At 64.9% G+C, this 12,230-nt stretch carries 12 protein-coding genes; 3 read left to right on the top strand and 9 right to left on the bottom strand.

Translation table 11 applies throughout. The features are described 5' to 3' along the window. Window positions 1–73 precede the first annotated feature (73 nt). Window positions 74–1,027: an agmatinase gene (gene speB, locus CEJ42_RS06625; protein ID WP_079214342.1), complete on the bottom strand. Its 954-nt coding sequence runs from the start codon at window positions 1,025–1,027 to the stop codon at window positions 74–76. A 151-nt stretch (window positions 1,028–1,178) separates the two neighbouring features. Here speB and CEJ42_RS06620 point away from each other — a divergent pair, with 151 nt between their 5' ends. Continuing rightward, the gene (locus CEJ42_RS06620; protein WP_079214341.1) at window positions 1,179–2,075 is read left to right on the top strand and encodes a LysR family transcriptional regulator; all 897 of its coding nucleotides are present in this window, start codon (window positions 1,179–1,181) and stop codon (window positions 2,073–2,075) included. Between the two features lie 152 nt (window positions 2,076–2,227). Here the strand turns inward: CEJ42_RS06620 and CEJ42_RS06615 are convergent, their stop codons facing one another. From CEJ42_RS06615 to CEJ42_RS06585, 7 genes are all read right to left on the bottom strand, one after another. Further along, window positions 2,228–3,361 (bottom strand): osmoprotectant ABC transporter ATP-binding protein OsmV, encoded by a 1,134-nt coding sequence (locus CEJ42_RS06615; protein ID WP_079214340.1) that lies wholly within the window; start codon window positions 3,359–3,361, stop codon window positions 2,228–2,230. Then, window positions 3,358–4,008: an ABC transporter permease gene (locus tag CEJ42_RS06610; RefSeq protein ID WP_079214339.1), complete on the bottom strand. Its 651-nt coding sequence runs from the start codon at window positions 4,006–4,008 to the stop codon at window positions 3,358–3,360. Before CEJ42_RS06610 ends, CEJ42_RS06615 begins: the two co-directional genes overlap by 4 nt. Before the next feature lie 10 nt (window positions 4,009–4,018). Beyond that, complete coding sequence (locus CEJ42_RS06605; RefSeq protein ID WP_088750415.1) at window positions 4,019–4,933, bottom strand: glycine betaine ABC transporter substrate-binding protein; 915 nt, start codon at window positions 4,931–4,933, stop codon at window positions 4,019–4,021. A 70-nt stretch (window positions 4,934–5,003) separates the two neighbouring features. Beyond that, window positions 5,004–5,717 carry an ABC transporter permease gene (locus CEJ42_RS06600; protein ID WP_079214337.1) on the bottom strand — a complete coding sequence of 238 codons (714 nt, stop codon included), beginning with the start codon at window positions 5,715–5,717 and terminating at the stop codon, window positions 5,004–5,006. A gap of 572 nt (window positions 5,718–6,289) precedes the next feature. Continuing rightward, window positions 6,290–6,988, bottom strand: a complete 699-nt coding sequence (locus CEJ42_RS06595; protein ID WP_079214336.1) for a DUF4197 domain-containing protein — start codon at window positions 6,986–6,988, stop codon at window positions 6,290–6,292. An 87-nt stretch (window positions 6,989–7,075) separates the two neighbouring features. Beyond that, window positions 7,076–8,410, bottom strand: coding sequence for an MFS transporter (locus CEJ42_RS06590; RefSeq protein WP_079219025.1), 1,335 nt, complete (start codon window positions 8,408–8,410; stop codon window positions 7,076–7,078). A gap of 185 nt (window positions 8,411–8,595) precedes the next feature. Further along, the gene (locus tag CEJ42_RS06585) at window positions 8,596–9,390 is read right to left on the bottom strand and encodes an AraC family transcriptional regulator (RefSeq protein WP_088750414.1); all 795 of its coding nucleotides are present in this window, start codon (window positions 9,388–9,390) and stop codon (window positions 8,596–8,598) included. Window positions 9,391–9,546: 156 nt separating this feature from the next. On the opposite strand from CEJ42_RS06585, the gene CEJ42_RS06580 reads away from it, so the two are divergent. Together CEJ42_RS06580 and CEJ42_RS06575 are read left to right on the top strand one after the other, a co-directional pair. Beyond that, window positions 9,547–10,461: a DMT family transporter gene (locus CEJ42_RS06580; RefSeq protein ID WP_079219024.1), complete on the top strand. Its 915-nt coding sequence runs from the start codon at window positions 9,547–9,549 to the stop codon at window positions 10,459–10,461. Window positions 10,462–10,587: 126 nt separating this feature from the next. Then, the gene (locus tag CEJ42_RS06575; RefSeq protein WP_079214334.1) at window positions 10,588–10,992 is read left to right on the top strand and encodes an NINE protein; all 405 of its coding nucleotides are present in this window, start codon (window positions 10,588–10,590) and stop codon (window positions 10,990–10,992) included. 252 nt (window positions 10,993–11,244) lie between these two features. Here the strand turns inward: CEJ42_RS06575 and CEJ42_RS06570 are convergent, their stop codons facing one another. Continuing rightward, window positions 11,245–12,144, bottom strand: a complete 900-nt coding sequence (locus CEJ42_RS06570) for a DNA ligase (RefSeq protein ID WP_088750413.1) — start codon at window positions 12,142–12,144, stop codon at window positions 11,245–11,247. Between the last annotated feature and the right edge of the window lie 86 nt (window positions 12,145–12,230).

Raw genomic sequence — 12,230 nt, 5'->3', positions numbered from 1 at the left:
GCGAAACGATCTATCCGGCGTGCGTTCTGTGGACGCATCCTGCGGCAGTGACGGTGCCGTTCTGCGGCGGCATTCACGCACGGTACTTCACTCCGGGGAAAATGCACAGCATTTCGTATGCCAGGTTGGCCGCCACCAGCGCGGTGGTGCCGGCCTGGTCGTACGGAGGCGACACTTCGACCACATCGGCCGACACGATGTCCAGCCCCTTGCAGCCACGGATGATCTCCATGCCCTGCTGCACCGTCAGGCCGCCGATCTCGGGCGTGCCGGTTCCGGGCGCGAAGGCCGGGTCGAGGCCATCGATGTCGAAGGTCAGGTAGACCGGGCCGTCGCCCATCTGCGCGCGCACTTCTTCCATCAGCGGCGCCAGCGAGCGGTTCCAGCACTCCTCGGCCTGCACCACGCGAAAGCCCTGGGCGCGGCACCAGTCGAAATCGTCGGCGTGGTAGCCGGTGCCGCGCAGGCCGATCTGCACCACGCGCCCGGCGTCGAGCAGGCCTTCTTCGAAGGCGCGGCGAAACGGCGTGCCGTGGGCGATCTTCTCGCCGTTCATGGTGTCGTTGACGTCGGCGTGGGCGTCGACGTGGATCAGGCCGACCCGGCCGTACTTCTTGTGGATGGCGCGCAGGATGGGCAGCGTCATGGTGTGGTCGCCGCCCAGGCTGATGGTCTTGCAGCCGCCGGCGTAGATGCGGTCGTAGCCTTCCTCGATCATGCGCACCGAATCCAGCAGGCTGTACGGGTTCAGCGCCACGTCGCCGAGGTCGGCCACCTTCAGCGAATCGAAGGGCGCGGCGCGGGTGGCCATGTTGTAGGGGCGCAGCAGCACCGATTCGGTGCGAATCTGGCGCGGGCCGAAACGCGTGCCGGACCGGTTGGAGGTGCCGATATCCAGCGGCACGCCGACGAATCCGACGTCCAGGCCGGCCGGTTCTTCCACGTAGGGAAGGCGCATCATGGTGGCAATCCCCCCAAAACGGGGCATCACATTGCCGCCGAGTGGCTGATACAGTGCATGTTCCATCGATCTCCATCCTTGTATGGCTGCTAGGGTTGAATGCATTCTAGCGAGCCGGGATTGACGAAAATATATCGATGTCGCGACGTTTACATCGATTTCCGTCAATGTAAAAATCAGGCTGGAAATCCATCCTGCCCCCTCGCCAGCCGCCGCCATGCTCAACAACGTCTTCGATCTCGACCTGCGCCTGATCCGCGTCTTTCTCGCCGTGGCCGACTCGCACGGCGTTTCCGCCGCGCAAGCCAAGCTCAACGTCGGCCAGTCCACCATCAGCGCGCAGTTGAACACGCTGGAGACGCGCCTGGGCTTTCGCCTGTGCGAACGCGGGCGCGCCGGCTTCCGGCTGACCGCCAAGGGCGAGAAGTTCGCCGACTCGGCGCGGCGCATGATGGATGCCTTGTCGGAGTTCGGCATGGAAGCCCGCAACCTCGACAAGCGGCTGGTCGGCACGCTCTCCATCGGCCTGATCGGCCACACGCCGGCGCATCACAACACGCGCCTGTCGGAGGTGATCCGGCGCTTCCGACAGCGCGACGAAGCGGTGCGCATCGAGCTCCTGGTGCGCACGCCCAGCGAACTGGAGGAGATGCTGTTGAACGGCAGCATCCAGGTCGCCATCGGCTATTTCTGGCGCCGCGTGACCGCACTGCAATACACGCAGCTGATGCTGGAACGGCAGGTCGCCTACTGCGCCCCGCCCCATCCGCTGTTCGACAAGCCAGGCGACATCGAGCCGGAAGAAGCCGCCGGCCACGCCTGGGCCTGGCGCGACTACCCGGTGCCACCCGGCCACGTGCCCATCCACCGCCGCAACATCATGGCCGTGACCGGCAACATGGAAGCCATGTCCATCCTCATCCTCTCGGGCCAGCACCTGGGCTACCTGCCCGACGAGATGGGCCGCGAGTACGTGGCGCGCGGCCAGATGCGCGCGCTGAACCGGGCCAAGCTGTCCTATGAGGTGGGCATCAGCGTGGTGACCAACCGCCAGCATGCCGACGAGCCCATCGTCGCGGCGTTCCTCGAGGACTTGAAGTCGATGCAGCTGTAGCTGCCGACCGCGGCGCGCCAGGCGCAAAAAGAAAGAGGGACGATGCAATGCATCGTCCCTCTTTCCTCTTGCCGTTCTCGCGCTTCACGCGCTGTGCCGCGCTGCGGCATCAGACATCAAATATCTTCTGTCTTATATCGGTGTGTCGCGCATCACGCCGCCAGCGCCATGCCGCGCGACTTGCCCGAACTCAGGTAGCTGGCGATGGAGTCCTGCGTGACCTCGCCGACATAGCTGCCGTCGTTGTCGATCACCGGCATCCAGCTGGTGCTGTGCTTGTACATCTTGGAGAGCACCACGCGCAGGTTTTCGTCGGGGGCGGCGTTCATGGTGAACGGGCGCACCTTCTCCTCGGCCACGCCGGCGCTGCCGCGCACGTCGCGGCGGGTCAGGTAGCCGAGCGCGCGGTTGTCGGCGTCGGTGATGGTCAGGTAGCGCGAATCCTGGTCGTCCATCAGCGCCAGCGCCTGGTCGCAGGAGACGTCCGGACGCGCGGTGGCCGGGGTGGTCGCGGCTTCGCCGGCGCGCACCAGCAGCAGGCGCTTGAGGGTGTGATCCTGGCCGACGAAGGCGCCCACGAAATCATCCTTGGGGCGCGCCAGCAAGGTGTCCGGATTGTCGAACTGCACCAGCTTGCCGGCGCGGAACACGGCGACCTTGTCGCCCAGCTTGATGGCCTCGTCGATGTCGTGGCTGACCATGATCACGGTCTTGTTCAACTGGCGCTGCATCTGGAAGAACTCGTTCTGGATCGACTCGCGGTTGATCGGGTCGACCGCGCCAAAGGGCTCGTCCATCAGCAGCACCGGCGCATCCGCCGCCAGTGCGCGGATCACGCCGATGCGCTGCTGCTGGCCGCCGGACAATTCGCGCGGATAGCGCTTGAGGAATTTCTTCGGATCCAGCGCGACCATCGCCATGAGCTCTGTGGCGCGCTCCTGGCAGCGTTTCTTTTCCCAGCCCAACAGGCGCGGGACGATGGTGATGTTTTCCTCGATGGTCATGTTGGGGAACAGGCCGATCTGCTGGATCACGTAGCCGATGTGGCGGCGCAGTTCGACCTCGTCGATGCCGGAGGTGTCTTCACCGTTCAACAGCACGCGACCGGAGGTCGGGCGGATCAGGCGATTGATCATCTTCAGGGTGGTGGTCTTGCCGCAGCCCGAAGGGCCGAGGAAGACGCAGATCTCGCCTTCGGCCACCTTCAGGCTGACCGAGTCCACCGCCTTGACCGGCGTGCCGTCCTTCTGGTTGTAGGTTTTGCTGAGTTGGTCGAGTTCGATCATTTTTGCACTCCTTTAGGTGTCAGGATTTTCTGCAGTCGTTGCAGCAGGGTGTCGGCGATGATCGCGAGTACGCTGATCATCACGGCGCCGACCACGAGTTTTTGCATGTTGCTCTGGCTGATGGCGTGCAGGATCAGCACGCCCAGGCCGCCGGCGCCGATCACGGCGGCAATGGCCATGACGCCGATGTTCATCACCACGGCGGTACGCACGCCGCCCAGGATCACCGGCACCGCCAGCGGCAGGTCCACCATGCGCAGGCGCTGCCAGAAGGTCATGCCGATGCCGATGCCGGCCTCCTTGATGCCGGCTTCGATGTTGTCCAGCGCGAGATAGGTGTTGCGCATGATGGGCAGCAGCGAATAGAGGAACACCGCGGTGATCGCCGGCAAGGGGCCGATGCCGGCGCCGAACTTGGAAAACACCGGGATCATCAGCCCGAACAGCGCGATCGACGGCACCGTCAGCACCACCGTGGCCAGGCCCATCAGCGGGCCGGCCAGCCAGCGCAGGCGCACGATCAGGATGCCCAGCGGCACGCCGATGACGATCGCCAGGCTCACCGCGATGCCCACCAGCTTCAGATGCTGCAGCGTCAGTTCAAGGATGTTGTGCCAGTCGGACTGGAGGTATTGGAAGATGTCCATGTGCGCCTCCTCAGATCAGGCCGGATTCTTTGAGGAAGTCGGCGGCGACCTTGCCCACCGGTTCCTGGTCGATATCCACGCGCTTGTTCAACTCGGTCATCTTGGCGGTGTCGATCTTGGCCGCCAGCTCGTTGAGCTGCCCGGCCAGCTTGGGGTTCTTGTCCAGGATGTCCTGGCGCACCACCGGCGTGGCCTTGTAGGCGGCGAAGTAGCCCTTGTCATCATCCAGCAGCTTCAGGTCGAAACCCTTGATGCGGCCGTCCGACGCATAGGTCAGGCCGACGAACAGCTGCTCGTTCTTCAGCGCCGTGTAGACCAGGCCCGGGTCCATCTGCTTGACCTCGCCGCGTTCCAGCTTGAAGCCGTACAGCTCCTGCATCGGACCCAGGCCGTCGGGGCGCGAGGCGAACTCGTAGTCCACCCCCATCAGGTGCGGCTTGCCGCCTTCCTTGTCGTCGGCGTTGATGCGGTTGGCCAGGTCCTGCAGCGAATTGATGCCGTATTGGTCGGCCAGCTTCTTGGGCATGGCGAAGGCATAGGTGTTGTTCAGCTCCGACTCGTTCAGCCACGCCAGGCCGCGCGGGGCGTCGAGCTCCTTGACCTTGTCGTAAATCTGCTCGGGGTCGAGCTTGTCTTCGATGTGGTTGTAGACGATCAGCGCAGTGCCGGTGTAGTCCCAGACGATGTCGAGCTGGCCGCTTTCCAGCGCCGAGCGCATCAGCGTGGTGCCCAGGCCGTTCTTGAGCTCGGTGTCGTAGCCCTTGGCGCGCAAGTACTGCGCGGTCATGTCCGACAGGATCAACTGTTCGGTGAAGTTCTTGCCGCCGATGACCAGGTTCTGGGCACGGGCGTTGGCCGCGCCGAACATGGCCAGCGCCATGGCCAGCGCACAGGCGGCGTATTTCGCGATGCTTGGGTTGTTCATGCTTGTCCTCTCTGCCGCTTCGCCTCGTGGGCGGCGGCCATTCTTGTGATGGAAGAAGCTGCGGCCGCGCTTATGCGCGCAGGCCGCGGCGGGCGAGGTAAATGCCGGAGAGCGTCGTCACCAGCGCATCCAGCACCAGCGCCAACAGCGCCGTGGCGGCCGCGCCCAGCAGCAGCTGGCCGTGGTTGTTCAGGTAGATGCCGGGGAAGATCAGGCCGCCCAGGCTCTCGCCGCCGATCAGCATCGACAGCGGCGCGGTGCCGACGTTGATCGCCAGCGCCGTGCGCACGCCGCCGACGATGATGGGCAACGCGTTGGGCAGCTCCACCCTGAACAGGATCTGGTGCGGCTTCATGCCGATGCCGCGCGCGGCTTCCTTGAGCGAGGCCGGCACGTTCTTCAGGCCCTCGTAGGTGTTGCGCACGATGGGCAGCAGCGAGGCCAGCCACAGCGCCAGGATCGTCGGCCAGTTGCCGATGCCGAAGAAGGCCAGCGCCAATGCCAGCACTGCAATCGAGGGGATGGTGTTGCCGATGTTGAAGACCTGGATGAAGGACTCCGCGGTGCGCTGGGCCGAAGGCCTGGAGAGCGCGATGCCGGCCGGAATGCCGGTGGCAAGCGCCAGCGCCATCGAACAGAACACCAGCTCGAGATGCTTGCCGGTGTAGTAGGCCAGGTCGCCCCGGTACTTGTGGATGACGTCGGGACCGATCCACCAGACCAGGCCCGCGATGACCAGCGCGAATGCAGCTGCGCCGGCGAAGACGTGACGAACACGTGTCATGTTACCCCCTGTTGTTGGTATAGCCGGCACGACATGACGCCGCGACGACGGGTTCTGAGATTAAGTTTTAAAAGGTTCGCTTGCCCTCGAGTGGGCCAATCGTTTGGATGCGAACCGAAAGCTGCAGGGCAGCGATGAAACCGAAAAAAGCTTCGGCGATGATGCATACCGGACAGGGATGGGTTCGTCGTGATGACGATCGCGCTGCCAGCCGGAAATTTTGGACAACCCGCTAACGGGTCTGGAACTGCTGAGAGTCGTTGTTGAACAAATAATGTCGCTAGGACAAACGATAGTTTAACGCAATCGCTTAATGAAGTCCAGCAATGTAGGAATTTGAATCCATAACCAACTGATCTTAAGGCACGAAATTAGTTCCCAGAAACAATGAAAACGATATAAATCAATCAAGCCTCCGGGCCCGCCGGCGCCTGCGCAATCCCTTGCGCCAGGCGGCCAGCGTCGGGCTTGGCAAGCATCGGCGAGGGCAAAAAAAATCGCCGGCGCGTTGACGCAGCCGGCGATACGTATCGTGTCGAATGGGCCGGATGTTCGCGCATCCGGCCGGCGCGTCATTTGATCGCGCCGAACACCTTGCCGATGATGGCGCTGCCGCTGCCGACCGGATCCTTGCGGATCGCCTTTTCTTCTTCGCCGATCATCAGGAACAGCCCGTCCAGCGCGCGCTGGGTGACGTAGCCTTCGACCGTGCTCTGGTCGCCCGATACCAGGCCGGTCTTGGCGACCTGGCCCATGGTGGCGTTGTAGCGTGCCGAGAGACCGTTCTTGTCGGTGATCTTCTTGACGATGGGCAGGAACTTGGCGGCCAGGTCGCCCGAGGTCTTCTGTCGGAAGAAATCGGTCACCGAGGTATCGCCGCCGGAGAGGATGTTCTTGGCGTCGGACACCGACATCGATTTGACGGCATTGACCAGCAAGGGCTTGGCCATCGGCACCGCGGCCTCGGCGGCGTGGTTCATGTCGACCACCAGGTCGTCCACCTTCTGCCCCTGGCCGGTCATGCGGATGATGGGCATGGCCTGCTCCAGCGCGCCGGGCAGCTTGATCTTGACCTTGTCGTTGTTCAGGAAACCGTTCTGCTGGCCCAGCTTCTCGACGGCCACGTTGGCGCCCTTCTCCAGCGCCGCCTTCAGGCCGCTGGTGGCGTCCTGGTTGCTGAGGTCGGACAGGGAAAAGGCGAAGGCGGAACAGCTCGCCAGCATGAGCGCGCCCAGGGCGATGCGGCGCATCGGGGAAGAAATCGTTGGCATGTGAACTCCGGTCGATGAAGAAACGGCGCCGTCAATCTTGCGGCACCGCTGCGATGATACCGGGCTTGACGCCGCCCATGCGCGATTTCATCGCCCCTGCGACAGCTCCAGGCCGGCATTGCGCGGCAGCTTGCCGCTGACCGGCACCGAGGCGATCGAGAACAGCCCGATCACCAGGAAGGCCGGCCAGAAGTCCGCCTCGACGATGGTGGCGTGGCCCTGCAGGTGACTCGACAGTTGCAGCACGATGCCGGCGATGGTCACGCCCATGCCCAGCGAGAGCTGCTGGATCACGCTGGCCAGGCTGGTGACGCGGCCGGCGTCGCGGTTGTCGATGTCGGCGTAGGCGATCGAGTTCAGGCAGGTGAACTGCAGCGCCGGGAACACGCCGCCCATCAGCACGATCAGCGCGATCAGCAGGTACGGCGTATGGATGCTGAACACGCCGTAGGCCGCCAGCGCGATGCCGGCGAACACGGCGTTGACCATCAGCACCGTGCGAAAGCCGTAACGGCGCAGCACCTTGGTGGCGATCAGGCGCATGAACAGCGAGCCGAAGGCCGATGCGCAGGTGATCGTGCCGGCCTGGAACGCGCTCATGCCCAGGCCTTCCTGCAGCGCCAGCGGCAGCAGGAAAGGCACCGCGCCCAGCCCGATGCGAAACAGCGAGCCGCCCACCACGCTGGCGTGCAGCGTCGGAATGCGCAGCAGCCGGAAGTCCAGCAGCGGGAATGCGATCTGGGTCGAGTGGCGGTAGTACATCGCCAGCGCGATGGCGCCGATGGCGCACATGGCGATCGGCGTGGCGCCGTCGACCAGGTGATTGCCGAACAGCGACAGGCCCAGCATGATCATCGCCGCGCCCACCGAGGTCAGCACGAAGCCCTTCACGTCCAGCGGCGCCGGATCGTCTTCGGTGAAATTCTGGATATAGCGACCGGCCAGGTACAGGCCCAGGAAGCAGATCGGGATGTTGATCAGGAACACCCAGCGCCAGTGGAAGTAGGTGGTGATGAAGCCGCCCAGCAAGGGACCGACCACCGGCCCCAGCAAGGCCGGCATCGTCAGGTAGCTGACCGCCTTGACCAGCTCGGACTTGTCGACCGAACGCGCGATGATCACCCGCCCCACCGGCACCATCATGGCGCCGCCGATGCCCTGCAGGAAGCGCGCCGCCACGAAGGTCACCAGCGAGCCCGAGACCGCGCACAGGATGGAGCCGGTCATGAACACGATCATGGCCGCGCGAAACACCTTGCGCGCGCCCAGCTTGTCAGCCATCCAGCCCGAGATCGGGATGAACACGCCCAGCGCCGCGACGTAGGCGGTAATGGCCAGCTTCAGCGTGACGGGGTCTTGGTTGAGGTCGCGCGCGAGCGCGGGAAGCGCGGTTGCCAGCACCGTGGCGTCCATGTTCTCCATGAACAGGGAACAGCCCACGATCAGCGGAATGAGCAGCGAAGGTCGCACGATTGCAACGTAGTGGAAGTGGATGAAGCGGAGGTTCTGCGCCTCCGACAAGCCGACAGTTTACACCAGCTGGCGTTTCCTTGCGGGAAGCCCGGCCGTTTGGCGCACACAGCGTGGCGTGCGCGCATCGCCCGCTCTCAGTGGCCGGGAAGGCTGCCGTTGCTGAAGAAGCGGCTGGGCACGCTGCCGAAATGCTTGCGAAACATCGCCGCGAAGGCGCTCTGGCTGGTGTAGCCGTGGGCCAGCGCGACGTCGATCACCTTGTCGCCGCGCGCCAGCTGCTCCAGCGCCAGCAGCAGCCGCGCCTGCTGGCGCCAGTGGCCGAAGCGCATGCCGGTGCCGGACAGGAAACGCCGGTGGAAGGTGCGGGTGGCGATGTCCAGCCGGGCCGCCAGTTGCTCCACCGTGACCAGTTGGTCGGGCTCGCGCATCAGGTCTTCGCAGATCGCCCGCAGGCCGGCATCGGCCGGCAGCGGCAGGTACAGCGGCAGCACCGGCACCGTGCGCAGCTCCAGCACCAGCAGCCGCAGCAGGTGCCAGGCGCGCGAATCGGGCGCCAGCTGCGCGCCCAGCCCCAGGCCGACGGCCGAGACGATCAGCTCGCGCAGCAGCGGCGGAATATCCAGCACGCAGCTCTGTTGCGGCAGGTTGGGCAGCTCCGGCGTGTTGATGAAGACGGTGCGCATCTTGACGTCGCCGCGCATGCGCACCTGGTGCTCCACCTCCGGCTGCAGCCACACGCCGCGGGTCGGTGGCACCACCCAGCGCCCGTCGGCGGTCTCCACGCACAGCACGCCTTCGATCGCATACAGCAGCTGGGCATGCGGATGGCGGTGCGGCGCGATCACATGGCCGTGCGGATAGTCGATCGCCAGCGCGCCGCAGGGGGCGTTGGCGGCGATCAGGTCCTGGTAATGGTCGTCGTTGTCCACGCGATGTTGGCGTTTGCGCCGGGATATGTCACTTTTGAGACAAGAACCGGCATCTTAGCACGCGAACGACTCATCAAAGCCGGGCAGGATGACACTGGTCGGGCGGCATCCTGCCGCATCCGGCACTTCATCCATCGTTCTTTTTCATTGACCGCCATGCCATTGACCTCCTATCTCTATCCCTTCCTCGCCATCGTGCTGTGGGCCGGCAACGTGATCGTCTCCAAACTGGCCGCCTCGGCCATCTCGCCGGTGGCGATCACCTTTTACCGCCTGATCCTGCTGCTGGTGCTGATGAGCCCCTTCGTGCTCAAGCCGCTGTGGAACAACCGCGCCCTGATCCGCCGCCACTGGTGGAAGCTCGCCCTGTCGGGCCTGCTGGCGATGGCCTTCTTCCAGAGCCTGTCCTACCGCGCCGCGGAGAGCACCACGGCCACCAACATGGCCATCGTCACCGCGCTGATCCCGCTGCTGACCGCCCTGCTGTCGGTGCTGGTCCTGGGCGAGGCGGTGACGCTGGGCATGGCCGGCGGCGGCGTGCTGTCCTTTCTCGGCCTGCTCTATCTGGTCGGCCAGGGCGACATCTCGCAGGCGCTGCGCGGCGGCGTGCATATCGGCGACGCGCTGATGCTGCTGGCCGCGCTGTCGTACTCCCTCTACGGCGTGCTGCTCAGGCACTGGAAGCTGACGGTGCCGGCCTGGCAGGCGATCTACGTGCAGGCCATCGCCGGCCTGGTGTTCATGCTGCCGCAGTTCCTGCTGCTGGCGCCGGGCACGGCGGCGCTGGATGCGCGCACGCTGCCGCTGATCGGCTACTCCGGCATCGGCTCGTCTATCCTGCTGTCCTACCTGTGGATCGAGGGCGTCAAGCGCCTCGGCCCCAGCCGCTGCAGCATCTTCATCAACCTGCTGCCGGTGATGACGGCGGGCCTGGCCATCCTCTGGCTGCATGAGGAGATGCACGCCTACCACCTGATCGGCGGCGGCGTGAGCCTGGTGGGCGTGCTGCTCACGCAGATGGTGCAAAAGCCGCTGCTGGGCGCGCGCCGCCTGCCGGCCAACCGCGCCTGACAGGAACCAAGCGCGCAATCCCGGCTCTAGAACGTGTCACGGCATCGCGCGATGCCGGCGCTTCCGGGCAGGCACTACAATGCAAGGCCTGCCCGCCAAAACACACACATCACATATGGAGCCTGGATGACCAACGATACCCACAGCAAAACCCTGGGCTACCTGCTCTGGATCTTCGGATTCACAGGTGCGCACCGCTTCTACTACGGCCGTCCGGTGACGGGCACGATCTGGTTCTTCACCTTCGGCCTGCTGGGCATAGGCTGGATCGTCGACCTGTTCCTGATCCCCTCGATGGACCGCGACGCCGACCGGCGCTTCGTCGGCGGCGACAGCAATTACTCGGTGGCCTGGCTGCTGCTGACCTTCCTCGGCCTCTTCGGCGCGCATCGCATGTACATCGGCAAATGGCTCACCGGCATCCTGTACCTGCTCACCGGCGGCGTGTTCCTGCTGGGCGTGCTGTACGACTTCTGGACGCTGAACTCGCAGATCTCGGAACGCAATTTCGGCGACCGGAAACCGGCCTGAGGCCGCGCCGCAAACGGGCGCAAAGAACAAACGCAAAAACCGGACGCGAAAACAAGCGAAAAAAAAAGCCCGCATCCTTGCGGATGCGGGCTCCCCACTCCATTAACAACGTACTTCAGTCGCCGGCTTCCCCCACGAGTGTTTCCAGCTCAAAAGCAGGCGACCGATGCAAGTATGCTTGCCGCCCCCTCGTTTGGACATAAGAAAAGTCTCAAAATAATTCCGTTTTTAACGAGTATTTGATCTGCCCCTCTATTCGTTCCGCTGCCGCAGCAAGGCGGCAAAGCGCGGCTTGCCGCTGCCATGCAGGCCACGGTAGCGATAAGTGACGATACTGCCGACCGGCGGCGGATCGCGGCGCTGGGCGTCGGACAGGCCGCTGCCGATGCTGAAGCGCAGGCCCTGCGGCGTCTCCACCACCAGCGCGCCGACCATGCCCTGGTACTTGCCCTTGCCGGCCAGGTAGTCGACCACCCGGGCCTCGGCGTCTTCCATGGACTTGAACTTGAGCAGGTCGTCGTTGCGTTCAGGCTTGTAGAGCGATGCGCCCCGATGCAGCACCAGTCCTTCGCCGCCCTGATGCTCCACGTCTTCCAGGAGCTGCTGCAGGGCCTGATGGCTGGCCACCTTGCGCTGGCGCACCGCCTCGACCCACGGCTGGCGCAGCGACGCCACCAGCGGCCCCAGCGCCGCCAGGCGCCGGTCGAAGCTGCCCGGTTCGCGCGGCAGGTCGAACACCATGAAGCTGATCGCGCGCCATGCCGCCTCATCGGGCGTCTGCTGGCGCACGGTGGACACCGTCTCTTCGAAACGGCCGCGGCCGCCCCACAGCTCACCGTCCATGGCCTGCGCCGGCCAGCCGCGCACGAACCATGACGGCGCCTGGATCACCTCGCCGCCGCGCGTGAGCAGCCGGGCGCCGTCCCAGAAGGCGCGGATGCCGTCGTATTTTTCGCTGACCCAGTAGTCCTGCAGCAGCACGCCTTCGCGGTAGGAATTGGCCAGCATCAGCGGCGGCTTGCCGGCGACAGCCAGCGCGCCGGGAAACAATGCGGCCACCGGCAGCAGGCGCAGCCAGGCGCGCCTGCCGGCGTCATGGCCGCGGCGTCGCGAGGGAAAATCGAAGAAGGGAAAATTGCGGGAGATATCCATGCGGGGCTCCGTGAAGCATCGGGGTTCCCGCCCTGAAGCCGCGCCGCACCGGGCTGCGCGCTCCCGCCTTGTGTTGTCTTGTTCTG

The organism is Herbaspirillum robiniae, assembly GCF_002213415.1.
In the GTDB taxonomy this organism is placed as follows: domain Bacteria; phylum Pseudomonadota; class Gammaproteobacteria; order Burkholderiales; family Burkholderiaceae_D; genus Herbaspirillum; species Herbaspirillum robiniae.
This window is presented reverse-complemented; position numbering and strand designations above follow the sequence as displayed.